This is a genomic window from Lujinxingia sediminis, assembly GCF_004005565.1.
GTDB lineage: Bacteria > Myxococcota_A > Bradymonadia > Bradymonadales > Bradymonadaceae > Lujinxingia > Lujinxingia sediminis.
Map to the genome: position 1 here is coordinate 186,451 of NZ_SADD01000001.1, position 22,910 is coordinate 209,360.

Annotated in this window: 21 protein-coding genes; 10 read left to right on the top strand and 11 right to left on the bottom strand. The window is 63.7% G+C overall.

Features of this window, described 5'->3' with window-relative positions:
- The first annotated feature begins 7 nt into the window (after positions 1-7).
- Together EA187_RS00735 and EA187_RS00740 are read left to right on the top strand one after the other, a co-directional pair.
- Positions 8-1,336: a tetratricopeptide repeat protein gene (locus EA187_RS00735; RefSeq protein WP_164855871.1), complete on the top strand. Its 1,329-nt coding sequence runs from the start codon at positions 8-10 to the stop codon at positions 1,334-1,336.
- 36 nt (positions 1,337-1,372) lie between these two features.
- A complete protein-coding gene (locus EA187_RS00740; RefSeq protein ID WP_127778845.1) occupies positions 1,373-1,807 on the top strand; it encodes a Flp family type IVb pilin in 435 nt (144 codons plus the stop codon).
- 11 nt (positions 1,808-1,818) lie between these two features.
- On the opposite strand, the gene EA187_RS00745 is transcribed toward EA187_RS00740, so the two are convergent.
- From EA187_RS00745 to EA187_RS00785, 9 genes are all read right to left on the bottom strand, one after another.
- A complete protein-coding gene (locus tag EA187_RS00745; protein WP_127778846.1) occupies positions 1,819-2,511 on the bottom strand; it encodes a heme exporter protein CcmB in 693 nt (230 codons plus the stop codon).
- Positions 2,512-2,529: 18 nt separating this feature from the next.
- Entirely contained in the window at positions 2,530-3,237 is a 708-nt protein-coding gene (locus tag EA187_RS00750; protein WP_127778847.1) for an ABC transporter ATP-binding protein, read from the bottom strand.
- 27 nt (positions 3,238-3,264) lie between these two features.
- A complete protein-coding gene (locus EA187_RS00755; protein ID WP_127778848.1) occupies positions 3,265-4,623 on the bottom strand; it encodes a hypothetical protein in 1,359 nt (452 codons plus the stop codon).
- Positions 4,620-5,177, bottom strand: coding sequence for a zinc ribbon domain-containing protein (locus EA187_RS20545; protein ID WP_206524145.1), 558 nt, complete (start codon positions 5,175-5,177; stop codon positions 4,620-4,622). Before EA187_RS20545 ends, EA187_RS00755 begins: the two co-directional genes overlap by 4 nt.
- Positions 5,174-7,363, bottom strand: a complete 2,190-nt coding sequence (locus EA187_RS00765) for a heme lyase CcmF/NrfE family subunit (RefSeq protein ID WP_127778849.1) — start codon at positions 7,361-7,363, stop codon at positions 5,174-5,176. The genes EA187_RS20545 and EA187_RS00765 overlap by 4 nt, the downstream gene beginning before the upstream one ends.
- Before the next feature lie 14 nt (positions 7,364-7,377).
- A complete protein-coding gene (locus EA187_RS00770) occupies positions 7,378-7,920 on the bottom strand; it encodes a cytochrome c maturation protein CcmE (RefSeq protein WP_164855872.1) in 543 nt (180 codons plus the stop codon).
- 254 nt (positions 7,921-8,174) lie between these two features.
- Positions 8,175-9,014 (bottom strand): hypothetical protein, encoded by an 840-nt coding sequence (locus tag EA187_RS00775; RefSeq protein ID WP_115603399.1) that lies wholly within the window; start codon positions 9,012-9,014, stop codon positions 8,175-8,177.
- 38 nt (positions 9,015-9,052) lie between these two features.
- Positions 9,053-11,023, bottom strand: coding sequence for a protein kinase domain-containing protein (locus EA187_RS00780; RefSeq protein WP_127778851.1), 1,971 nt, complete (start codon positions 11,021-11,023; stop codon positions 9,053-9,055).
- Positions 11,024-11,086: 63 nt separating this feature from the next.
- Entirely contained in the window at positions 11,087-12,196 is a 1,110-nt protein-coding gene (locus EA187_RS00785) for a TadA family conjugal transfer-associated ATPase (RefSeq protein WP_127778852.1), read from the bottom strand.
- 324 nt (positions 12,197-12,520) lie between these two features.
- Here EA187_RS00785 and EA187_RS00790 point away from each other — a divergent pair, with 324 nt between their 5' ends.
- From EA187_RS00790 to EA187_RS00805, 4 genes are read left to right on the top strand one after another with little or no spacing between them, the layout of a single operon-like run.
- On the top strand, positions 12,521-13,228 hold the full coding sequence (locus EA187_RS00790) for a cytochrome c biogenesis protein (protein WP_115603396.1): 708 nt from the start codon (positions 12,521-12,523) through the stop codon (positions 13,226-13,228).
- 57 nt (positions 13,229-13,285) lie between these two features.
- Positions 13,286-13,573 carry a CcmD family protein gene (locus EA187_RS00795; protein ID WP_115603395.1) on the top strand — a complete coding sequence of 96 codons (288 nt, stop codon included), beginning with the start codon at positions 13,286-13,288 and terminating at the stop codon, positions 13,571-13,573.
- The gene (locus EA187_RS00800) at positions 13,573-14,715 is read left to right on the top strand and encodes a hypothetical protein (protein ID WP_115603394.1); all 1,143 of its coding nucleotides are present in this window, start codon (positions 13,573-13,575) and stop codon (positions 14,713-14,715) included. Before EA187_RS00795 ends, EA187_RS00800 begins: the two co-directional genes overlap by 1 nt.
- Positions 14,716-14,744: 29 nt before the next feature.
- Entirely contained in the window at positions 14,745-15,716 is a 972-nt protein-coding gene (locus EA187_RS00805; RefSeq protein ID WP_127778853.1) for an NAD-dependent epimerase/dehydratase family protein, read from the top strand.
- 182 nt (positions 15,717-15,898) lie between these two features.
- Here the strand turns inward: EA187_RS00805 and argS are convergent, their stop codons facing one another.
- The gene (argS, locus tag EA187_RS00810) at positions 15,899-17,824 is read right to left on the bottom strand and encodes an arginine--tRNA ligase (RefSeq protein ID WP_127778854.1); all 1,926 of its coding nucleotides are present in this window, start codon (positions 17,822-17,824) and stop codon (positions 15,899-15,901) included.
- Positions 17,825-18,297: 473 nt separating this feature from the next.
- Between argS and EA187_RS00815 the strand changes: the two genes are divergently transcribed.
- The 3 genes from EA187_RS00815 to EA187_RS20230 all read left to right on the top strand — a co-directional run bounded on the left by EA187_RS00815 (position 18,298) and on the right by EA187_RS20230 (position 20,386).
- Complete coding sequence (locus tag EA187_RS00815; RefSeq protein WP_127778855.1) at positions 18,298-19,059, top strand: hypothetical protein; 762 nt, start codon at positions 18,298-18,300, stop codon at positions 19,057-19,059.
- Positions 19,060-19,382: 323 nt separating this feature from the next.
- Positions 19,383-20,030 (top strand): hypothetical protein, encoded by a 648-nt coding sequence (locus EA187_RS00820; protein ID WP_127778856.1) that lies wholly within the window; start codon positions 19,383-19,385, stop codon positions 20,028-20,030.
- Between the two features lie 125 nt (positions 20,031-20,155).
- Positions 20,156-20,386: a hypothetical protein gene (locus EA187_RS20230; protein WP_164855873.1), complete on the top strand. Its 231-nt coding sequence runs from the start codon at positions 20,156-20,158 to the stop codon at positions 20,384-20,386.
- A gap of 79 nt (positions 20,387-20,465) precedes the next feature.
- Here EA187_RS20230 and EA187_RS00830 read toward each other — a convergent pair whose 3' ends face one another.
- A complete protein-coding gene (locus EA187_RS00830; RefSeq protein ID WP_127778857.1) occupies positions 20,466-21,695 on the bottom strand; it encodes a hypothetical protein in 1,230 nt (409 codons plus the stop codon).
- Positions 21,696-21,868: 173 nt separating this feature from the next.
- Between EA187_RS00830 and EA187_RS00835 the strand changes: the two genes are divergently transcribed.
- A complete protein-coding gene (locus EA187_RS00835) occupies positions 21,869-22,816 on the top strand; it encodes a hypothetical protein (protein ID WP_127778858.1) in 948 nt (315 codons plus the stop codon).
- The last annotated feature ends 94 nt before the right edge of the window (positions 22,817-22,910 follow it).

Sequence of the window (22,910 nt, forward strand, 5' to 3'; positions counted from 1 at the left end):
GAGTCAGATGAAAGGAAGGTTCAGGAGCCTGCGCTGCGTGGTTGCGCAGGCTCTTCTCGTTTGTATGCTCGCGCTTATCGCTGGCTGTGTAACAACGCAGTCGTTGGGCGATCGGGCGTATCGGAGCGAGGAGTATTCGCTGGCGTTGGAGTACTATGAGCAGGCCATCGCCGAGGGCTCACGCGATCCGGAGCTTTATTATCGGGCGGCGCGGGCTTCGACCAACGTGGGGTCGTTCTCCCAGGCAGAGCGCTACTACAGCCGCTCGCTTCGACACGGTGGTGGGGTGCGCGTGGCACGCTCGCTGGCTCAGCTCTACGTGCAGACGAGCAACTTCGCCCAGGCCGTGCGAGTCTACCAGTACCTGATGCGGGTGGAGGAGGATGTTCAGCCGGTCTACAGCAATATGGGCGCCGCGTTGATGTACTCGGGACGCTACCTGGATGCGGAGTCGTTTATGATCATCGCGCAGCAGATGAAACCCTCCGATCCGGTACCCTATATCAACCTGGGCGTGCTCTATGACCGCCACATCCGCAATCGGCCGCGGGCGGTTGCGTTTTACCAGTGCTTTACCGAACTCACCCCCGACGTCTCTCAACGTCGCCAGGTTGAAAATCGGATGCTGGAGATGGCCAATGAGGGGCCGATCGATGCCTCTCGGGTCGGGCTCAAGTGTGGGGAGATTTATCGTCTGCCGGAGCCGACGGCCGTGGATCTTGGGGATGCCCTCAAGGACTATGGCGGTGAGGTGGACCTGGGGTTTGAGGTTGAGGCCGGGCAGCAGGACGATGCCGAGATCGAGATTCAGCGCACCGCTCCCCCTGAAGGACGATTGGATGACGTGCGCCGGGTTGAAGAAGGTAGCGAAATGGCTCCCGAAGCGTCCCAGGCATCCGAGAACACTCCGGGGGATGTGGCGAATGGCCGCGATGACGAGGCAGCGGTGGCGTTACCTGAGACTGCTGCAGGGGGAGCAGAGGACGAATCTGCGCCGGTCAAAGATGCGGAGGAAGTGGCTCTGAACCTCTATGAGGATGGCCGCTACGATGATGCGCTGCGAACTCTTCGATCGATCGACGGGCGAAGCGAGCAGGGCGATCGGGCTTTTGGACTGGCGCTCTACCGCACGGGGCGCTTTGAGGAGGCGGCTGAATGGTTGGAGCTTACCCTTGAGCGTCTGCCGAGTCCTGAGGTCACCGGCGCGCTTGTAGACGCCTACCGGCGCCTGGGCCGACGGGACGCGTTACTGACAGTGTGTGAGCGTTTTGAGGGGTGGCCTGATTACGAGAGTGCGTTGCAGCGATGTCCTGATGCGCCTCTGCAAATCGACTAGAACGTTGGGACATGTTCAGGCAAGTGGAGGAAAGCGATGATGCGTCGAATTCGCAGCGCCTGGGAGCGAACCCCGGTGTGGCTGGGGCGGGGAAGGGGAGCGACCGCGGCGGAGTACATGGTACTTCTGATGCTCGCTGCCCTGTTTATTGTAGCGATGATTCGGGTCTTTGGTTCCTCGGTGACCTCGAAGTTTGAGGCCAGCCGTCAGGAGATCTCCCAGATCAGCAGCGAAGACCGTGGGGATAGCGCTGGCAGCAGTCACGGGGCGGCCGGGGCGACGAACACCAGTCAGCGCAGTGTCACGCGGACCACTGCAGCGAGCACGGCGGCCGCGGATGCGCGGGCACGTGGCGAACGCCCGGATGCCCGGTTGTCCTCGGTCGGTGGTGTTAGCTGGGTCGTCGTCGCGATCGTGCTGGGGCTCTTCGGCCTCTTGGGCTACGTGATCTTCGGTGGAAAGAAGGAGTGAGGCGATAGGGCCTACTCCACTGCGGCGAGCACGAAGCGGAAGAGCAGGACGCAGAGCACGCCGTAGGCCAGATCCATGGCAATCATCGCCTTGAGCCATCCCTCAATCTGAAGCCAGCTCTGCCCGGCAAGCAGGGCTGCGCTGATCTTCACCCCGGCGATCAGCAGGGGGATGAGCAAGGGGTATAGCAGCACCGGCAGGAGTACCTCGCGAAGGTCGTTTTTGACGAGCATCGCTGAGACAAGTGTTCCCAGCGTCGCAAAGCCCAACGTGCCTATAAGCACCGAGCTCAGGTGCAGCACCCAGGTGGGGCCCAGGTTCACCGAGAAGGCCAGAAGCAGCAGGGGGATGAGCGCGAGCTCAAAGAGAAGCATAAAGATCAGGTTTGCCGCGAGTTTGCCCACATAGAGGCTGACCTGGCTTCCGGGGATCAACGCCAGTGCGCGCAGGCAACCGCTGGCCGTTTCATGCTGAAATCCGCGTCCAATGGCCAGTGTGCCGCTGAAGACAATCGAGATCCACAGGATGCCCGGGAAGACCTCGGCGGTAGCGTCGCCGCTGCGGTAGAAGGCAAAAGTAAACACGGCCATCAAGAGCACTGAGAACGCCACGGTGGTTGTGAGGATCTCGCGTGTGCGCCACTCCCGGCGCAGGTCTTTGGCCAGGATGGTGCGGCTCTGTCGCAGGATAAGCGAGGTCTTCATCACCAGAATAACCAGATCTCAGGCATGGGCCTGATAATGTGAGATAAGGGAGGTGCCGGACGGGAGCGGGCCGCTGGCGCGGAGCTGGCCTTTTCGGAGAATCAGGACGTTGTCAGCCAGCGTTTCGATCAGCGAGAAGTTGTGCGAGATGATCACCACGATGCGGCCCCCATCGCGGAGTTCGCCAAGCAGTGAGCTGACAAGCGCCGTGCCGGCCTGGTCGAGGCCGGTGGCGGGCTCGTCGAGGAGCACCAGCTGGGGGTCATGTAGGAGCGCACGCGCGATGGTCAGACGCTGTTTCATCCCACGAGAGTAGGTGCCCACCGGACGGTCAGCGGCAGCGCTCAGGTCAACACGCTGGAGCCATCCTTCGGCGACCCTTTCGATGCGCGGGATGCCGTAGAGTTGGCCAAAAAAGGTAAGGTTCTCTCGCCCGGTGAGTTCGTCGTAGACGAGGGTCTGGTGGCTGACCCAGCCGATGCGGGCGCGGCCGCGGCGGGCGAAGTCACGGAAGGCAACCTTGCCAAAGCGCACCTCCCCGTCGGAGGGGGCGTCGACAGTGGCGAGGATGTTGAGGAGCGTGGACTTACCGGCGCCGTTGTTGCCCAGAAGTGCGGTGATGGAGCCCGACGTTAAGGTCGTGTTCACGCGGTGGAGCGCGTACGTGCGCCCGAAGGCGCGCGAGACGTCTCGCAGCGTCACTGTGGTGGGAGAGCGTGGAGGCATGGAGCGCTCAGAGATGCTGGCCAACGATCAGGACTGAGGGGCGTGGCCCAGGTCGCGCAGCTTGGAGAGGATGAGTGAGAGACGCTCGCGCAGAAGTCCGACCTCCGCGTCGATCTCCCACCGGGTCTCTTCGTCAGCGCTCTGGCGCAGGCGCCTGAGCTCGGCCAGTTCGTCGAGGAGTAGCTCGCGCTCGGCGTTGAGCGCGCTCAAGATCTCCTCGCGCTTGCTGCCGTCATGAAGGCGACGATGCTCTCGCAGTCCGAAGACGATAACGAGCAGGGATACCAGGATCCCCAGCGCCAGAGCGATCCATCCGCCCATCGGACGCCCGAAGGGCAGCCCGCGCAGCTGGAAGGCATAAGGTTGAGCGGCGGCCACGTCGCGGCGGTTGGCGATGAGGAACTCCATGTCATCGCGCAGCCCCAGAGAGGAGGCGTCGGTGGTAAGCTCAAAGCCCGGGGCGACCATCTCCAGGGTGCTCAGGCGAGGGGTGCGTTTGTACTGGGTCTGAAGCGGGGCGATCAGCTGGACGGTGTCGGTCGGCCAGGCCATCTCCTGCTCGTAGTTAAAGACGTCGTCGCGCGCCGAAACCGAGAAGCGGATCTGCATCGTGACGGGCTCGCCGGGTTTGATGACACCTTTCCAGAAGACGACGTTGTTGATGACCTCGAAACTTCCCTGACCGTCGGCGCGGATGCCCTCGGCTTTGATCGGCAGGCGAATCGGAAGTCCGCGCTCGTAGGCCGGGTCGGGGAGCATGGCCACATCGACGGCGTGCTCGGCATCCAGCACAAAGGTCCAGGTCTGGCTGAGGATGATGTACTCCTCCCAGGGCTCGACGATGACGCGTTTGGATGCGACTCGAAGTCCGGCGAGGTCGTGGCCTCGGTCGAAGACGCGCACATCCATGCGCACGCCGTCAGCGGCGGCGTAGGCGCGGGAGCTAAAGGGTACGCCGCCGTAGGTGGCGTGAGCGCTCAGGCGCAGCCCCTGCTGCGCCACAGCCTCGGGAACCTGGTGGAAGACGGCCAGGCCCTCGGCGTTGGCCACCGAGGTCCAGCGGGCCACGGGCTCCGGTGCGTTGACTTCGAAGGGGCCGCGGGGGCGCGCGGCCTCCAGAATCACCGGGGTGCCTGCGAGGTCGGCACCGGAGTCGGCGCCGTGCTCAAGCTGAACGTTGATCGTCCAGTGTTGGGCTGCAGTCGCCGTAGGGGCGGCCTGCGGCTGGGCCTGAGCCACCGGGGCGGCCTGCGGCTGGGCCTGAGCCACCGGGGCGGCCTGCGGCTGGGCCTGAGCCACCGGGGCATCCTGAGCGAGAACCGGTGCAGCAGTAAGCGCCACAACAAGCGCAGCGAGAGAAGCGGGACGTAGATCGGGGAACTTCATCCGGTGACCTCGGAGGTCAGGGGGGCGGTGTGGCGGGGGCGCTCCTCGAGAGAGACCTCGCGTGGCGTTCCACAAATGGCGCAGAAGCGCGCGCGAGGGCTAAGCGGCTCTCCACATTCACTACAGGAGTCATTGGCCTTAGCGTCGTCTCGGGAGACCCGTGGCGCATCTTTAACAGGGTGGGCCTGAGCCTGGGGCTCGGGAAGGGCCTGATGGCGGGCGGCCACCGCGTCCTCGATATGGGATTCCCACTCGCGCCCGCCGTGAATGGCGTCGAGGCGTCGCATGATCGCTACGGCCCGGCGTTCATGGGAGCGTTTAAATCGCGTGTAGTCCTCGGTGGAGATCTTGGAGGTCTGGTGATCGTATTCGATGTCGCGAAGCGACTGCACCAGGGCTGCCTTGCGAGCCATCAGGCCTTCGATCTCGCGGAGTTCTTCGTCGAGGACTTCAAAACGGAGCTGCTCATCGCGCTTCGCCAGAAAGGGACGCAGCATATTGAGCAGCCCCCAGAGCGTAAACGCGATGGCGACAATCAGCAGGGGGAGGCTCATGAGGGCTCCGGCTGCGCAGGGGACACGTCAGAAGGGCCATCGATGAGCGCGGCCACCGGGGCCTGCTCCATGCGGCGGGCGTCGCCCCAGGAGGTGTGCGACTCGACGGTCCAGACGAGCATGGGTGAGAAGACGATCATGACGACGCCGCCGAAGATTGCGGCACGGCCCAGTCCGCCGGCGCCGGGACGCAACGACTCCAGAGATTCGCGGGTGGGCCAGAGGCAGATAAGCGTGCCGAGCACCAGGATGATGCCACCGAACCAGAACCACCATGTGAAGGGGCTGACAAAGATCTTGAAGGCGGCGCGGCGGCCGTCCGGATCGTAGTTGACGAGCGCCACGTAGACGTCTTCCAGAGGGGTGGAGCGGATGTCGATCTCGCTCACCGGCATGTTCGGGCTGGAGTGGAAGATGGATTTGCCGGGATGCATCTCGTAGAGCGGGCGGCCATCTCGGGCGACCTGCACGCTGGCGGAGTAGAGAACGCGCTCGCGGTTGTGCTGATCACTCAAGCTCTTGTAGGTGAAGCTGTAGTCACCGATCTGCATCGATTCACCCTGGGCCAGGCTGACGTCCTTCTCGATCTTCATGGCGTTGCCGGCGAAGGCAACGAAGGCGAAGACCACACCCAGGTGCACGATGTAACCGCCGTAGCGACGTTTCTGCTTCATGCAGAGGCGGTAGAGCGATTCGCCAAAACTCTCGTCGTGCATGCGCCGACGTGCGCTGATGCCACGGGAGAACTCCTGAACGATGGTGGCACCGACGAAGAAACACAGGGCGATGGCAATGATCGCGTAGCTGGCATCGAGGCTATTTGGGCTGACCAGCCCCTGGCCGCGTACCATCCAGTAGAGGCCCACGCTCAGGGGGGTGAGGATGAGGGCGGTGGCGATGGGGATGACGAAGTTACGCTGGAAGTTCTTCCAGTTCGCGCGGCGCCAGGCGATGATCGTGCCGATGCCCATCATCAGCATCATCAACAGACCCAGGGGAATCATCCAGCGGTTAAACCACTGGGGGCCCATGGCGATGTCCTGTCCGGTGAGGCCTTCTTTGATGCGCGGCCACAGGGTGCCAAAGAGCACGACCGCGGTCATGGAAAGGAACATCCAGTTGTTGAAGATGAAGGCCGCCTCGCGGCTGACCGGGCTGTCCAGACGCTGTTCGCTCTGGAGCGCCTTCCAGCGGTAGATGAAGAGCGCGATGCTGAGGACGGTGACCGTGAGCAGAAGGTTGAGGAAGTAGGGGCCGATGTCGCTCTGGGCAAAGGAGTGCACCGACTCGATCAGCCCGCTGCGGGTGATGTAGGTGCCGAAGATCGTCAGCAGGAAGGTGCCGATCATCAGGCCGACGTTCCAACGCTTGAGCATCCCGCGGCGCTCCTGAATGAGCAGGGAGTGGATCAGAGCGGTGGAGGTCAGCCAGGGAAGGAGCGCGGCGTTTTCGACCGGGTCCCAGGCCCAGTAGCCGCCCCAGCCCAGCTCCTCGTAGGCCCACATGCCGCCGAGGATGTTGCCGATGCTCAAGAAGAGCCAGGGCCAGAGGATCCATTTGCGGGCGGCTTCAACCCAGGCGTTGGAGAGGTTACCGCTTAAGAGTGCGGCGATCGCGAAGGCAAAGGGCACGGTCATCGAGGCCATGCCGGTGAGCAGAGCAGGGGGGTGCAGCACCATCTTCGGGGTCTGCAGCAGGGGGTTGAGGCCCTTACCCTGGGTGGGATCGTCGATCAGGTGGTAGCCCTCAAAGGGGTTGGAGCCGAAGACCAGAATGACGAGCAATCCGGCGGCCACCGCCAGGCTGACCGCCATCACCCAGGGCATAAAGTCCTGGTAGCTTTTGCGGTTGGTGTAGACGCAGATGGCCGTAAAGAGGGTGACCTTCCAGATCCAGAAGAGAAGGCTTCCGGCCTGGCCGCCCCAGAAGGCACCGAGCAGGTAGAAGGTCGGCATGCTCTGGTCGGAGAAGGCCGCCACGTACTTGATGCTGAAGTCGTGGGTGAGCAGCGCGTGGATGAGCACCATGGAGGCCACCGAGATGGCACCGAAGGTGGTGTAGGTGGCAAAGCGCGTGGCGTGTAAGAAGCGCCGCGAGCCGGTGCGTGCTGCGATGATGCCCATGGTCACGCCGACAAGTGCGACGTAGAGCGCAAGGTAGATGGCAAGGGATCCGAGCCAACTCATAGACTGTCCGGGGTTTAGCGTGCGGCTTGTGGCGAGAGTTCAGCGCCGGTGGGGGGGGCACCCTCGTAGCGGCTGGGGCATTTGACGAGGACCTCGTCGGCGTGAAGCGTCAGGGTCTCGTCGACGACCCCCTGGGCGACGACTTCGCTGTCTTCCTGAAAGGTGTCGGGGAGTGCCCGGGTGTAGACGACCTTCATGCCCACGCCCTGCTCGGAGATACGGAAGGTGTTGTGGATGCCTCCGGCCACGCCCTCAAAGGACCCGGGCTCGACGATACCTTTGACGCGTACGGTCTTGCCGATGAGGTCATCGCCTTTGGCCACGGCCTGATCCACTTCGTAGAAATAGGTCTCTCCTTCGAGGCCATCGAGGACCAGAAAGGCGATGGCGACGATGGCGACGAGCACGCCGATGATCAGGCCCCAGCTCGGGCCATCGGCCTGGGTGGTGGGGAGATCGTTGTAGCCGTCGAGCTCCTCGTCGAGGAGGTCGGCGTCGAGATCACCGTCCCAGCCGTGGGCGTGGGGGTCGGAGGGGGGCGTGGTGTGAGAGGTCATAGCAGGATCCAGAATAATGCGGTTGACGAAGCCACCGGGGGAACGTCGGGAGCGGCTTCGGGCATTCCCCGAAAACGCAGTGTTTTCGGGCATCGGCGGCCTGATGTGAGGGTTAGCGTAAGCGCACCATGCTGGCAAGGCGAGGGCTTGCGGCAATTTGACGCGAAGGCTGGCGTAGAAACGCCAGACGCGGCGCCCCGGGATGTCGGGGGCCGCGTCTCTGGGAGGTGCCACACTGGTGTGAGCCGAAGTTCTTACCAGAGGTTGATGATGTGGTTGCCGCCTTCTTCCTCTTTGGGCGCGGTCTTCTTTTTGGTGGTGCGGCGCGTGGTGGTGCGGCGTCGTGTGGTGCGGCGCGGCGCCTTCTTGACGGTGGGGTCGGTGAAGTCCTGCTGAATGCGGAAGATCGTCTCGTCGTAGCCCAGCGCGAGCTCGTAGGAGGGACGCGCCGGCTCGAAGAAGGGGGATCCCTCGACACCCGGCTCAAAGGCGGGGGTACGGAGGGTGACTTCGGCGGTGCGTCCGGGGATGCCCTCAAAGGCGAACTGGGCGACGCCGCGATCGTCGGTACGGGCAACTTCCTCGCCATTGAGGTGCACGGGGAGGTTGTCGCAGGCCCCTTCTTTGATGCGATCGTCGCAGTTGGCCTGGACCCAGCCCATGTAGGTGTGGCGCAGCGAGATGACTTTGGAGTTGAGGGTCAGCGGCAGGCTGGAGAGTTGTCCGCCGATGGTCTCGGTGACGCGAAGTTGATCGACAAGCTCGCCGTTCTCTGCCACGCGGAAGCCCTCCGGGGCGATGACTTTCAGCGAGACTTCGGTGCCGGGTTTCTCAACCAGCGTGGCTTTAAAGATACCGTCGGCGTCGGTAAAGCCGACGATCTGGCCGTCGAGTTCGATGGCGGCCGCGCCGATGGGCGCGTCCCCGGGGCCGGTGACCTGGATGTCGATGGGGAACTCAAAGTCTGGCGGAGGGGGCGGAGGGCCCTGGGGCTCGGACTCACAGGCGCTGATCATCAGGCTCAAAAGAGCGATGAGCGAGAGCGCGCCGAAGAGGCGCGTGAAACGAGAGGTGCGGGTATGGGGCTTGAGCATCGTAGGCTCCAGGGCGCGTCGTGGGGGCGTTGTCGCGATCACTTATCGGTGTCGTCTTCGTTGCGGGTCACGTTGACGACTTCGGCGGAGGAGGCGGCCTGGATGAAGTCGTCGGCGCTGGCCGAGGGATCGACGGCGCTCAGGTCTTCGTAATTTCTGCGGGCCTGGCTCACCAGACCTTTGTCGAGGTCGGCTTCGACACGCTCGCGCAGGTCTTTGACGTAGTCTTTGATTTCACCGTTGTTGTAAATCTCGCGCCAGAGGGCCAGGTCGTCTTCGGCGGGCACGTTCTGGGCACGGATCACCTGTGTGATCGCTTCGAGTGCCGGGCGGTAGCTCTCGAATTGTTCGCTGCGGCGCGCCTTATCGCCGTCGGCTTTGAGCTCTCGGGCCTGGGCGCGAAGTTCGTCGAATTGATCTTCGGTGATCTCGGTCGGGCCGCTGGCCGGCGGGTTCTGTTTGAAGCTCTGGGAGATGGTCAGGCGTTGGTCAACGACGATGGTGCCGGGGAGGGGAACGTCCGGGGCGTTGGGTTGCGCGGCTGCGGGATCGGCCGAATTTGCGGCGGGCGCCGGGGTGCCGGGCTCAGCCGGGGCGGCGGCCTGTTGCTGCTGTTGTGGCTGTTGTTGCGGAGGGGGCGGCTGGCTGGAGTCTCCCATGAACATCATGGCGACCAGGCCGAGCATCATCAACGCGGCGACACCTCCGATGACCACCTTCATGTCGAGCCCCCCACTGCCACCACCGGATTTGAGCGAGGCGGCGAACTCGAAGGGCGTCTGCTGACGCTGGGTCGGATCGGGATTGAGAGCGGTCTGCAGCGCCTGCGCAAGTTTCTGGTCGCTGAGCTGCCCCAGGCGCGAGCTGTCCAGGGGGAGGCCGGTGAGCGCGGCGGTGGCTACGGCGGCAAGACTGAAGACGTCGGTTGCCGGAGAGAGCTGGCGTTGGGCCGGCGGAAACTGCATTTCGGGGGGGCCGAAGGCGCCCAGTCCACCGCGATCTTCAAAACGCAGCATGTCAAAGGGCTCTACCATCGCGTTGCCCTGGGGGGTGATCCAGACCGCGTCGGTGGTGAGGTTGGCGTAGGCGAGCTGTTGGGAGTGGATGGTCTCCAGGACGTCGGAGACGGCTTTGAGCCAGGCGATGACCTGCTCGGGGGCCTGAGCGCCCTGCTGCTGGATGATCTGGGTGAGGCGCGTGCCCTCGGGGCGGTCGATCTCGACCCACATGCCAGATCGGGAGACGAACATGCCGTTCATGGGCACCAGGTTGGGGTGGCGCAGTGCGTGGAGCTGGGCAATGCGCTGGCGCAGCGGGGTGGACATGTGCTCGGCGGGACCTTCCCAGACGCGCTTGAGAACAACGGGGCGTCCGAGCTGGTTTTGAGCAAAGATGAGCGTGATGTCGCCGCGCTGAATGGCGTCGGGAGTGAAGACGTAACCGCGCTGCAGATCCTGGTCGTTCTCAATCGGGTCGCCGCCGGAGGATTCGGCGCCGGCCATCAGGGCGTTGACGTCGACGAACTGGGTGTTGCCATCGTAGCCCGCGGCCTGCTGCTCGGGGGTGTAATGCGCGGCCTGCTCGGCGAAGTCGGCGATGTTCACGAACTGGGTGCTGCCTTCATAGCCCGAGGCGTCTTCACCGATGTAGACCTGGTGGCCGCCGGAGCCCCCCATGGAGGGAGCGGGAGCGGGAGCGGCGGGCTGCGCAGCCGGCCGGGAGTAGCCGCCGTAGTCGGGAGCGCTGCTGGTGATGTGGTCGTTGTCGTGGCCCTGGCCGCCCATCATATCCGGGGGGAGCTCAAAGAGCTGAGTGGCCTCATCGGAAGGACCCTCGAAGGTGGGCGGAGGGGCGAACTGGGGTTCGGGTCCCCCCTGGAGCGCGTTGAGGTCCACCATCTGGGTTTTGTCGTCGGCGTCGGACTCAAAGCCGCCGTCGCCTCCCTGCTGGCGCTGGTTGGCACGGTCGATGAGGCTGCGGCGGGCTTGTTTGAAACGATCGTCGGACATAGTCAGGCCGTAAAAAGAGGGGGCGCAGGCTGCGGGGGCATCACGGGAGAGGTGTCATAGCGATCAGTCGCGGGGCTTGGCGAACCAGCGTTCATCGATGGGCAGGCCGCGCTCACGGATGGCGTCGATGAAGGTGGGGAGGTTGCCCATACCGATGTGTTCGCCGATGACCTTGCCGGTTTCGGGATCGTTGCCGCGGTTGCGGAAGACGAAGATCGGTCGGATGCGGTATTCGCCGCGTTCATCGAGGCCGAGGACCTCGCAGATGTGAGTGATCTTGCGGCTACCATCGTTGAAGCGGCTGGTCTGAATGATGACCTGGATGGCCGAGGCGACCTGGCTGCGAAGGGCGGCCAGGGGCATATCGACCTCACTCATCATGGCCATGGTTTCCAGGCGACGCAGGGTGTCGTCGGGGTAGGTGGCGTGGGTGGTCGACATGGTGCCACCGTGACCGGAGGTCATGGCCTGGAGCAGGGTCAGCGCCTCGCCGCCACGGATCTCACCGATGACGATGCGGTCGGGGCGAAGACGCATCGCGGAGTGGAAGAGGTGTTCGATCTCGACGGCACCGCGACCTTTGGCGTCGGGGCCGCGAGTCTCCAGCATCAGGCAGTGAGGCTGCTGCATCTGAAGTTCGGAGGAGTCTTCGATGACGATGATGCGATCGTGGTCGCTGATCAGGGAGCTGACGCAGTTAAGCAGCGAAGTTTTACCGGAGCCGGTACCGCCGGCGACGATGATGTTGCGCTCCATCTTCACGCAGATGTCGATGAAGTTGGCCGCCTCGCGGGTGATCGAGCCGTAGCTGATGAGTTTGTCGATGGTCAGATCGAACTTGCCGAAGCGACGAATGGCCATTGAGACGCCGTTTCGGGCGCAGGGCGGAAGGACCACGTGAACGCGGCTTCCGTCGGGGAGACGCGCGTCCATGCGGGGGTTGAGCTCATTGAGGGTCTTGCCGACGAACTGGGCGATGTTTTTGGCGCCGCCCATCAGGTCGTCTTCGTTCTCAAACTTCGCGTCGGTCTTCTGGAGCTTGCCCTTGACCTCGATCCAGATGTCATCGGGGCCGTTGACCATGATCTCGCTGACGGAGTCGTCGTCGAGATAGGGGGTGAGCACGTGGAAGTAGCGCCGAATCGACTGTTCAAAGATTTGCTGTGGGATCATGGTGACTGCTTACGTGGGGCGCGCAGGGCTCAGCGGGTGAGCGATCTGGTTGCGGGTGACACGCAGCGGTAGGCTGCGACGACGGGTCGGCGAGCGTAAAGGGTTGTCATCGTCGCGGAGTATATACAAGCGCTCAAAGGAGCGTCAATCGGGCAGCCCGCGGCCTGCGGGGCAGCTTGTGAGGGGGGGGAGGGCGTGCTAAAGCGGCGCGGGAATGCGGCCAGAAGACGTGATGTTGAGGCCGGACCGAAGGCCGGCAGTGTCCCGGCGCGCAGCGGTTGCGCGCGGGGGGTGGTCTGAGACGTCAAGACGGTGGTTGAGCCGATGTTGAAGTTTATCGACAGGTCGATATTTCCTGTGGTTGCGGCCCTGGCGGTGTTGAGCACGCTTGTGGCGATGGGGTTGATCTTCTTTTACGCGCCGGTCGAGCAGACGATGGGCATCGTGCAGAAGATCTTTTATGTGCACGTGCCCTCGGCGATGGCGTCGTACGCGGGATTCACGGTGACGGCGGTCTGCAGCCTGATCTACCTCTTTTCACCGCGGGAGCACTGGGATCACGGGGCGGTGGCGGGCGCGGAGCTGGGGCTGTTCTACTGCACCTTTGTGCTGATCAGCGGGCCTCTGTGGGCGTACAAGGCCTGGGGCACGCCCTGGACCTGGGATCCGCAGCTGACGGCGACCTTTGTGCTCTTTCTGCTCTACGGGGGTTATGTGCTCCTGCGTCATTTTGGCGGGAGCAGCATGCGTCTCAAAAAGATCGCAGCAGTGCTGGGGGTGATCGCCTTTGTCGACATTCCGCTGATTCACTATTCGGTGCGGATCTGGGGCGGATTGCACCCGGTGGTTGAGCGCGAGGGAGGCGGGGGGCTTGCTGCGGATATGGCGCAGGTCTTCGGGGTGAGCATGCTGGCCTTTTTGCTGATGTTTGCCACGCTTCTATGGCTGCGTTTTCGGGTGCGCTGGCGGGAAGCGGAGCTGGATCGGCTCTATCTGGAAGTTGAGGACCTGGCGCGGGTTCGCGAGGCGTAACGCCACGATCGTGCGGCAATACCGACAGGCTCAGTTGTGGTGTGTGAGGAGAGAGTGATGACGACGTTTTGTAAGGAAAAGACGGGCGCGCTGGTGGCGTTTCTGCTGGTGATGGGGGCGTCGCCCCTGGCGAGCGCGCAGGGGGCGGGAGCATCGCTGGCGTCGCAGGATACCTCGGTGCCGGGCGGGACGTTGTTGATGATTTGCTACATCATCCTGTGGGTGATGATCGGCGGGTATGTGTTTTTTGTGATGCGTCGGCAGAAGGCGCTGGCCGAGGACCTGGAACGGCTTGAGGGTCGGCTCGATGAGGTGTTGGGCACCGGCGCTCAGGGAGATGTGTGATGGCGAGTCGGAGTGAGACGTTGCGGGTTACCCCGGTGGTGGGGGCGAGGGAGAGGCTGGCGTTTGCGCGCTTCGGTCGGGAGATCGGCAAGGGGGATCCCAACCATCGAACGCTGCCCGATCTGGTGGTCTGGAACGATCTTCGGCCGGGCGGAAACCCCTGGTTTGAGCATGGGGAAGCCGAGCTCTTTCTGGCGCGGCGTGGCGAGCGGATTGTGGGACGAATCTCGGCCCAGATCGATCAGGAGCATCTGAAGCGCTACGAGGATGATGCCGGGTTTTTCGGTTATTTTGACTGCGAAGATGATGCGGAGGCGGCCCAGGCGCTGCTTGATGCGGCCGCCGACTGGTGCCGGGCCCGGGGCATGGTGAAGATGCGCGGGCCTTTTTCGTTTTCGATCAACGAGAAGTGCGGCCTTCTGATCGACGGCTTTGATACGCCGAATTACGTGATGATGCCGCATAACTCGCCCTACTATCAGGGGCTGATTACGGGCGCTGGCTTTGAGGGGATCAAGGATCTCTACGCCTGGCGCTACCACCGCGAGGATCCGCCGGAGTCGGTGCTTCAGATCGCCGATGCAGTGGCGGAGTATCCCGGGCTGGTGGTGCGTCCGTTGAATATGGATGACATCGAGGGGGACCTCGAGATCATCATGGATATCTTCAACGATGCCTGGTCGAAGAACTGGGGCTTTGTGCCGCTGACACGGGCTGAGGTTCATGCGATCGCGCAGCAGTTTCGGTTGATCGCCGATCCGAACCTCTGCCTGATTGCGGAGGTGGAGGGTAAGCCTGCGGCGATGGCGGTGGCGCTTCCCAACATCAATGAGACGGCGGCCGATCTCGACGGCAAGCTCTTTCCGCTGGGGTGGGCGAAGTTGCTTTACCGGCTTAAAGCCAGGCCGCCGAAGACGTTTCGGCAGATTTTGCTGGGGGTCAAACGCGAGTATCGCGGAAGCGTGCTGGGGGGCTTAAGTGTGCTGCTCTACGTGACGATTCATCGCACGGCATACTCGCGGGGCTATCAGGAGGCCGAGGCCAGCTGGACGCTCTCCGATAACGACCGGATCAACCAGGGGATGGCGTTTATGGGGGCGGAGCACTACAAGACCTACCGCATCTACGAGCGGGAGATTTAAGTTGCTTTGAGCGATGTGCGGAGGTGGTGATGCGGGTGTTTCTGACGGGTGGAACGGGGTTTGTGGGCTCGCATGTGGCCGAGGTGCTTCAGGAGGTGGGCCACGAGGTGGTGGCGCTGGTCCGGGAGAGTTCCGATGTGCGGCATCTGAACGCGCTGGGGGTGGAGCGGGTCGTGGGCTCGCTGGGGGCACCGCAGGCGCTCGTTGAGGTGTTGGAGAGCTGCGAGGCGGTGATTCACGTGGCGGGGATGACCACGGGGAAGAGTGCGCGGGAGCTCTTTGAGGTCAACGGGGCGGGCAGCGGGAAGTTGGCTCAGGTGGCGGCCGAGGCCGGTGTTGAGCGCTTTGTGTACGTGTCGAGCACCGCGGCGCAGGGTCCGGGAGAGGGGAGAGAGCCGCGGCCGCGGGGTGTGCGGCCGCAGCCGGTGAGTTATTACGGGCGCAGCAAGTTGCAGGGAGAGGGGGCCGTGCTGGCACTGCGGGAGAACATGGGGGTGACGATTCTGCGACCGCCGCCTGTGTATGGTCCGCGCGATCGGGATATGTTTCAGGTTTTTCAGCTGGCGAGGTTTGGCGTGGGCCCGGTGCTGGGGGATGGGTTGCGCTGGTTGAGCGTGATTCATGTGCACGATGTGGCGCGGGCGGCGCTGCGTTGTCTTGATGATGAAGGGACGGCCAACGTCTATACGGTAGATGACGGGGGGCGCTACACCTGGCGCGATCTGACGCGGATCGTGGGGGAGGCTGTGGGGCGACGCCCGGTGCACCTGCCGATTCCGCAGGTGCTCTTCGGGGCGGCGGCGCTTCTCAGTGAGGCGGGTGGCAAGGCGGTGGGGGCGACGCCGATCTTCAATACCGATAAGTACGCGGAGATGTCGCAGCAATCCTGGGTGTGCGGGCATGAGGCGATTGCCGAGAAGCTGGGGTGGGCGCCGACCTTGAGGCTTGAGGAGGGGGCGCGGCAGACGGCGCAGTGGTATCGCGAGCAGGGCTGGCTTTAAGACTCCCGGGCCACTCGGAGCGCAGGCGTGGCGTGACGCGTTGGGGTGAGGAAGGTCAGCGAGGTTAGAGAGATTCAGGCTGAATAAAAAAGGCCGCCCGGAGTGCCGGGCGGCCTTTTTTCGATCAGGTTGCTCTGGAGACGATCTTTATCGACGGAAGTGTCGATGTGTCGTGCGTGATCTTACATCTCGTCGAGGGTCTCGATGCCGAGGATGGCGAGGCCGGCTCCCAGGGTGTTCTGGACGGCGCGGGCCAGGAGGATGAGGCCGTCTTTGCGGGGGCCTTCCAGGTCGACGATGCGGTGGTCGGCGTCGTTGTAGAGGGTGCTGAAGGTTTTGGAGATGTTAAAGAGGGCCTCGGTGATGCGACCGGGGGAGAGCTGGGTGGCGGCGGTTTCGACGGTGCGGGGCCAGTCCTGGAGCTGGCGAATCACCGCAAGTTCGAGATCGCTGGAGAGGCTTTTGAGGGCGTTGTCGCGGGCCTCGTCGTTGAGCTCGGGCCAGCCGCCGAGCCTGCGGGCAATCGAGGAGATGCGCGCGTAGCTGTAGAGGCAGTAGGGGCCGGTGCGCCCCTGAAAATCGATGGACTTCTGCGGGTCGAATTGCACGGTGGAGCGCGGCGAGAAGTCGAGAATGAAGAATTTGAGGGCGGCCAGGCCGATGACGCGGGCGCGATGGGATTTGTCCTCATCGGAGAGCTCGGGGTAGCGCTCGGCGACGGCGGTGCCGGCGAGTGCCTCCATCTCGTTCATCAGGTCATCGGCGTCGACGACGCGGCCCTCGCGGCTCTTCATTTTGCCGTCGGGGAGCTCCACCATGCCGTAGGAGAGGTGGTTGAGGTTGCCTTCGAGCTCAGGGCGCAGCATGGCGAGGATACGGAAGAGCACATCGAAGTGGTAGTTCTGCTCATCGCCGACGACGTAAATCATGCGTTCGACGTCGTACTCGTCAAAACGGGCCAGAGCCGTGCCCAGATCCTGGGTCATGTAGACGCTGGTGCCGTCGCCGCGCAGGAGCACCTTCTGGCCCTGGAGGCCGAGGGCTTCGAGGTCGCAGACGACCGCGCCGTCGTCGAGTTTTTTGAACTTACCCTGCGTCAGGCCTTCTTCGACGATGGATTTGCCGAGTTTGTAGGTGTTGGACTCGTAGTAGACGCGGTCGAAGTGCACGCCCAGGCGGCTGTAGGTTTCATCGAAGCCGTCGAAGACCCACTGGTTCATGGTCTTCCAGAGGGCGACGACTTGCGCGTCGCCAGCTTCCCAGTCGCGGAGCATCTGACGAGCGGCGCCGCCGAGTTCGCTTAAGGTGTTGAAGTAGAGATCTTTAAAGGCGGCGAAGAAGGCTTTTTTGAGGGCGTCGGCGTCGTCGCCATGGGTCTTTCTGGCGTCTTTGCTCTCGGGGGAGTTGAGCCAGGATTCAAGGCGTTCTTTGGCTTCGGGGCTGGTTTGCCAGGTGGTGTATTCGTCGCGGAAGGCCTGGTCGAAGCGTACGTAGTACTTGCCGACGAGGTGGTCGCCTTTGATGCCGGTGCCCTCGGGGGTCTCACCCTGGCCGAAGCGCTGGTAGGCCAGCATGGATTTGCAGATGTGAATGCCGCGGTCGTTGATGAGGTTGACGCGGGTGACGTTGTGTCCGGCGAAGTCGAGGATGCGGGCTACGGAGTCGCCGATCAGGTTGTTGCGCACATGGCCCAGGTGCTGGGGCTTGTTGGTGTTGGGAGCGCTGAATTCGATCATGATCTTATGAGGATCGAGGACATCACGTCCGAAGTCGTCGCCGAGTTCCAGGGCCTGGGAGGTGACGATGAGAGCGAGTTGCGCGGGATTGAGGCGCAGGTTGACGTAGGGGCCGTCGGCGCTGACGGCGTCGACGAGGGGATCGTCGGCGATGACGCCTTCGAGGTATTCGGCCAGCTGGGCGGCGATCTGGGGGGGGCCCTTGCGCAGGTGTCGGGCCAGCACGAAGACGGGGAATCCGCGGTCGCCCATGGTCGGGTCGGGCGGGTTGGCCAGGGTGATCTGAGAGGCGATCTCGGCGGGGATCTCGAAGGCCGCCAGGGCCTGATCTTTGAGCGCGATGAGGTGAGATTCGATCTGGGCGATGCGCATGAACTCTCCAGTGGGCGCCCTTCCGGGAAGGTGTCCCCGGTGGGGACAGGAGGGCAAAGAGGGTGCGTGACGAGGGCTTCGTCGATGGTGGCAAAACAGGGATGTCGGGCGCCGTGCAGCGGGGCCGAGTTGTGGGGACAGCGCGGCCGTGGGGGGGCGCCCACAGAATCAGGTAGCGCCGGGGGTGCCACAAGGCGCGTCCGGCGGCTGAGGGCGCAGAAGATAGGAGGGGCAGGCGGGGAAGGCAAGAGGGGCTACGGTGTGGTGTTTGGTGTCAGGGGGGGCGCGTCTAAATTAGGGGTGGAGCGCGACCGGTTAACCTGAAGGTCCTTGGAGTTGGCGGGTCGAGACGACATGATCACTTGCCGCGCGGAGCCCGATGGCCCGGCGGGGGCAGACGGTGGCGCGGGTATTCAGCGACTCGGCCTGCGCCGCTCGTCAGCCGGTCGCCAACGTCAGCAGGGGAGTACGAGATGGCGAACAAGGAACAAGAACGAGGACAGGAGTATGGCAACGAACCCGTCACAGGCGCACACGCCTATGGCGAAGAGATTGTGATGGAGGGGGCTACGATTGTGGATCGTCCCATCTCGCAGATCTCATGGGGGGCGGTTGTGGCCGGGGTCTTTGTGACCTTTGTGGTCTTGATGTTGCTCAACGTGCTGGGGTTGGCGATTGGCGCGGCGAGTTTTGATGTGTATCAGCCCAATCAAGGCGGTGAGCTGGGGCTGGGCGCGGCGATCTGGTGGACGGTCAGCGCGCTGCTTGCGCTCTTTGCCGGGGGTTGGGTGACGGGCAGGTTGAGCGGGGTGCATCATCGTCAGGAGAGTCTGTTGCACGGCATTGTGACCTGGGCGGTGACTGTGAGCGCGCTCTTGCTTGTCGTGGGCACGGCGTTTGGTCAGCTGGTGGGCGGCGCGTTCGGATTCCTGGGCCGTGCGGTGGTGGGAGCGGCAGGGGCCTCCGAGGTTTTGGGGCAGCTGGAGGTGTCGGCGTTACAGCAGGGGTTAAGCGGTGACCAGCTTGCGCAACTTCAGGCCGACGCGATGATGATCGGTCAGGAGGCGACGTCGGCGATGGCAGCGGCGTCGTTCTGGGCATTTGTCGCGATCTTGCTGGGGGCGCTGGCGTGTGCGTTTGGCAGCAGCTTTGCGTCGGCCTCCTTGAGCGAAGAGGAGTATTTTGAGCGCGGCGGTACCAGGGCCTATCGGCGCATGCAAACGCGTGAAGTATAAATTTGAGGGCGATTTCTCGGGCTGTTCGTCCTTCGAAGGTGAGGGCAATGAGACTGGAGCCCGGGTAAGCAAAGCCCCCTGCGCTGAGGCGCAGGGGGCTTTTTTGTGAAAAAAATGAGGGTGGGACGCAAAGCCCTGCGTCGGGCTGCGACAACAAGGGTACGAGGCCTGGTTCAGGCTTCCGGGGGCGCCGCGAGGCGGACCCCTTGGCCGATGTTTCGACGGATATTTCGGGGAGCGGGGCAGGGCTCCGCGGTATTTATAAGGAGGGGATTATGCGTGCGAGTTTCAATGTAGGTGCATGTAGGCTTATGTGCGTTCTCATGGTGATGACGATGGTGAGCGCGGGGTGTGGGGGGAGCGATGAGGTCGCTGCGGCGACGTCCTGGCGAGGTGATGTGATCCCGGTGGGCGATGCGCCCGGGGGAGCGGGAAGCGGGAAGGGGGATGACGGTGCATCGCTGCAGGGCGACGAGATGCTGGAGGAGGGTGAGGTGAACGGGGTCGATGAGAGCGATGAGGAGGCAAGCGGTGAGGAGGAGGTGTCCGTGCGGGATGAGCGGGCGCATCGCTGTCGGGTGACCTGCTTCAAGGTGATGTGGTGTCAGGAGAGTTCGGAGGCGATGGTGTCGTGCGTAGAGATGTGTGAGTTGGAAGAGGAGAGCGGTGCGGTGAAGGAGCCGGTGGTGCGTTGTCTGGAGGGGGCCGAGACGTGTCGGGAGGTGGATCGCTGCCACCGTCGGCTGGAGATCTGCGATGAGGTTTGCGGGGCGAAGCACCATTGTGGGCAGTGGGACGATACGCGTGGGGACTGCCATCTGTGGTGCGCCGAGGAGGTGTGGTCGGGGCGGCTGACGTGGGAGAATCACGGCTGTGTGACCGAGCAGGCGCGGGGGATGCGCTGTGATGCGCTGGATGTGGAGCGCTGTGGGTTGCGCGAGGTGGAGGAGGGGAAGGTGTACGGGGGATGAAGGTGAGGTGCCGGGACGTTTGAAGAGGTTGACCGGGGCGTCAGGCCGCGTAGGGTATGCGGGATCGGACGGTGGCGATGGCGGGCGCCCCGGTGTTGAACTTCTTCAGCGGGAGAGATGGAGACGTGAAGTTACGAAAGCCGGGCAACACGACGTATAATCTTTTGCACGGGCTACCGCTGGTGCTGCTGGCACTGGGGCTGCTCTTCGGGGCGCATATGGGCTATCAGGTGGCCGTGGGAGAGCGGGAGGCGGATGGGGGGCTGGCGATCGCGGGGTTCATCCTGGTGTATTTTGCGTATCGGGCGCGCTTTTCGATGCAGATGCTTTTTGTGAAAGACGACGCGAAGGGCTGAGGCGTGCGGGGGAGGCGGGGGACGCCGGAAGGGAGTGCGGTTGTGCGTTCAGGGGCGATGCGAGGGGGAGCGGGAAAGGTCAGCCGTGAGCGGGGGCGTTGAGGGCCTGAAGGATGGCCTCTCGGAGCTCGGTGAGTCGCTCGGTAAGGGATGGAAGGTCGTCCGGGGCGTTACGCCAGCGGTCGAGGAGGCCTTCGCGGGCAACGAGCGCGGTGTCGCCGTGGCGGACCAGGCGAGCGCGCTGGAGGACTTCGAGAAGCTCGTGGGCCTTCAGGGTGTGGCAGTCGTCGGACTGGTCGCGGCAGTGGGGGACGAGAGCGGCCGGGATCAGATCGAGCGTGCGAGCCAGTTCGTTGAGTGCGTCGATAAGAGGGCCGAGCTCCTGGCCTCGCCACCAGAGGCGTACGCCGTACATGTCATCGGTGAGGGTAAAGAGGTGACGGCCAGCGCGATCGCAGCAGGTAAGCATGGCCATGATCATGGCCACGTAGGGGTTGCAGGTGACGATGAGTGTGGCCAGCTCCGGGCTTTTTTTGGAAGCCAGGGCCAGGGTGGTGGGGTTGAGGGGAATGGAGCCGAACCAGCGGGCGGGTTGGTCGAGGACATCGTAGGAGGCGCGCTGCCAGCGTTTTTGAGGCAGAGGTTCGCTGCGTAAAAAGAGCAGGAGTTGGGCGGGAAGGCCAATCCAGATGGCGGTTCGTGAGGAGAACTTGCGGGCGCTGAAAGCGCTCAGAAAGCTCTGGCCTTCAAAGGAGAGGGCAGCATGGGATTGGGGTAGGGGTTGGCCGGTGGTCCAGTCGAAGTCCTGGCGGTTGTAGGCATAGCCGAGCATGGCGGCCAGGGCGGAGGCGCGGCGATCGACGGTGGCAGCGGCCAGGTTGGTGTGGGCGGTGATGGCGCGGCGGCAGGCCTCGCGGGTGGCGGCGGGCTCGGGCGTATCGGCAAGTTCGGCGCGTTTGAGCTCGTGGACGGTGCGAACCAGCTGTCGGGAGAAGAGGGCGTTGGCGAAGATGCGCGGCCTTGCCGGTGCGCTCAGCGCAAAACGTTGCCCCTCGGTGCTCAACCCCCATTCACCGCTTCCCTCCATGATGGCCAGGCCGAGCCAGCGGGCGAAGTCGGCGTAGTAGCGGGCGGTGCGTGGGTCGACCTCCATGGCCCGGGCGATGGCGCTGAGCTCATGGGTGCCTTTGTGAAGCTGGTCGATGAGCGCCAGGAGGGTACCCAGGTTGTTGGCCTGAGGAGCCTCGGAGATGGGGTCGAGAAGATCGAGCTGGGGCTTCTCGGAGCTATCGTCGAAGGAGTCGTTCATCGCACTACTCTAGCGCAGAAGGGGGCAGGAGGCGACGCCCGCGTTTTGCAAGCGAGGGGGCTGTGTTATGGTCCGCGCCGAAACCACCGCTTAACGCCGCCGGGAAGTGACGTACGTCGTGCGGACTGAGAGCGAATGACCACGACATAATAAACAAGCATGGGAGCGACCCGATGCCTACAACCCAGAAGATGATCACCGTGACGTTGATGGCCTGTGCGCTGTGGGGATGCAGCAAGACCGAGGCGCGGGTGCTCAATGTGGTGACGCATGAGATCGAGAAGTGCCGCGCGTCGGAAGATGCCTTTTACGAGGTTAAGCTCCACGGCGATGAGACCTACCAGGTGCTGACGCAGACCTGTCATGAGGCGATCTCGGAGGTGGAGATGGCCAGCGAGTGGCGTGGTCTGGTGACGACCGGGCCTGTTTCGTGGATGGCCGGTGAGGACAGCGCGACGCGCGCATTTGTGCTGAGCAATGTGGAGTGGCCCGACCTCGATCGCGCGTTGCGGATGGCCAATAACCCGGAGGCCAACGCGAAGTCGCTGGCTGAAGCCGAGAAGAGCTTTGCGGCCGCACAGGCTGCGTATCCGAAGAGCGGCTGGGTGCGCCTGGCGCGTCTGGATAACCTGCTGAAGTTGCGTGAGGAGACGCGCTCGGGCACCGAAGCACCGGAGACTCTGGGTGACGAGGCCTCGGCGGTGATCGATGCGATCGATGCCTGGGCCAAAGAGAGCGGGGAGAGCGAAGTTGCCGCCGAAGCTCACCTCAAAGCGATCGCGTATTACGAGCGTTATATCACCCGTCAGGAAGTGGCGTTGGAGTCGTTGGGTTCGCGCACGCCCTGGTTTGAGGCGGCGATTGAGCAGGCGAAGAAAGATGGCGACACCAAGACCGTCGAGGAGTACTCGGCGGAGTTGGAGGAGCGACTTGCACGGGAGCCGGCCGAGCGCGAGGCGCTGGAAGTGCGCTTGCATCGTCTCAAGGAGCTGCGCTGTGAGCAGGCCTCGAAGTTGAGCGTCAGCGGTGTGGAAGATAATGCGTTGCGAGAGACGGTGAGCGCGAAGCTCTCCGCGATCACCTGCCCGGTGCCGGCGCGGGTGGCGGCAGATGCCGAATAAGGTGGCTGAGCGGAAGCTGAGCATGTCCTAAGAACGACGTATCGACCCGCCACCCGTGTGGCGGGTCGATGTCGTCTGGGGCTCCTGGGAGGAC

What these genes read in the sequence shown, in the direction of transcription:
- EA187_RS00780 (WP_127778851.1), bottom strand. Translation starts at nt 11,023, where the DNA reads ATGTCCGACGATCGTTTCAAACAAGCCCGCCGCAGCCTCATCGACCGT.
- EA187_RS00790 (WP_115603396.1), top strand. Translation starts at nt 12,521, where the DNA reads ATGTTGAAGTTTATCGACAGGTCGATATTTCCTGTGGTTGCGGCCCTG.
- EA187_RS00740 (WP_127778845.1), top strand. Translation starts at nt 1,373, where the DNA reads ATGATGCGTCGAATTCGCAGCGCCTGGGAGCGAACCCCGGTGTGGCTG.
- EA187_RS00815 (WP_127778855.1), top strand. Translation starts at nt 18,298, where the DNA reads ATGGCGAACAAGGAACAAGAACGAGGACAGGAGTATGGCAACGAACCC.
- EA187_RS00830 (WP_127778857.1), bottom strand. Translation starts at nt 21,695, where the DNA reads ATGAACGACTCCTTCGACGATAGCTCCGAGAAGCCCCAGCTCGATCTT.
- EA187_RS00750 (WP_127778847.1), bottom strand. Translation starts at nt 3,237, where the DNA reads ATGCCTCCACGCTCTCCCACCACAGTGACGCTGCGAGACGTCTCGCGC.
- argS (WP_127778854.1), bottom strand. Translation starts at nt 17,824, where the DNA reads ATGCGCATCGCCCAGATCGAATCTCACCTCATCGCGCTCAAAGATCAG.
- EA187_RS00795 (WP_115603395.1), top strand. Translation starts at nt 13,286, where the DNA reads ATGACGACGTTTTGTAAGGAAAAGACGGGCGCGCTGGTGGCGTTTCTG.
- EA187_RS00785 (WP_127778852.1), bottom strand. Translation starts at nt 12,196, where the DNA reads ATGATCCCACAGCAAATCTTTGAACAGTCGATTCGGCGCTACTTCCAC.
- EA187_RS00745 (WP_127778846.1), bottom strand. Translation starts at nt 2,511, where the DNA reads ATGAAGACCTCGCTTATCCTGCGACAGAGCCGCACCATCCTGGCCAAA.
- EA187_RS00755 (WP_127778848.1), bottom strand. Translation starts at nt 4,623, where the DNA reads ATGAAGTTCCCCGATCTACGTCCCGCTTCTCTCGCTGCGCTTGTTGTG.
- EA187_RS00770 (WP_164855872.1), bottom strand. Translation starts at nt 7,920, where the DNA reads ATGACCTCTCACACCACGCCCCCCTCCGACCCCCACGCCCACGGCTGG.
- EA187_RS00835 (WP_127778858.1), top strand. Translation starts at nt 21,869, where the DNA reads ATGCCTACAACCCAGAAGATGATCACCGTGACGTTGATGGCCTGTGCG.
- EA187_RS00765 (WP_127778849.1), bottom strand. Translation starts at nt 7,363, where the DNA reads ATGAGTTGGCTCGGATCCCTTGCCATCTACCTTGCGCTCTACGTCGCA.
- EA187_RS00805 (WP_127778853.1), top strand. Translation starts at nt 14,745, where the DNA reads ATGCGGGTGTTTCTGACGGGTGGAACGGGGTTTGTGGGCTCGCATGTG.
- EA187_RS00820 (WP_127778856.1), top strand. Translation starts at nt 19,383, where the DNA reads ATGGTGATGACGATGGTGAGCGCGGGGTGTGGGGGGAGCGATGAGGTC.
- EA187_RS00735 (WP_164855871.1), top strand. Translation starts at nt 8, where the DNA reads ATGAAAGGAAGGTTCAGGAGCCTGCGCTGCGTGGTTGCGCAGGCTCTT.
- EA187_RS00800 (WP_115603394.1), top strand. Translation starts at nt 13,573, where the DNA reads ATGGCGAGTCGGAGTGAGACGTTGCGGGTTACCCCGGTGGTGGGGGCG.
- EA187_RS20545 (WP_206524145.1), bottom strand. Translation starts at nt 5,177, where the DNA reads ATGAGCCTCCCCCTGCTGATTGTCGCCATCGCGTTTACGCTCTGGGGG.
- EA187_RS00775 (WP_115603399.1), bottom strand. Translation starts at nt 9,014, where the DNA reads ATGCTCAAGCCCCATACCCGCACCTCTCGTTTCACGCGCCTCTTCGGC.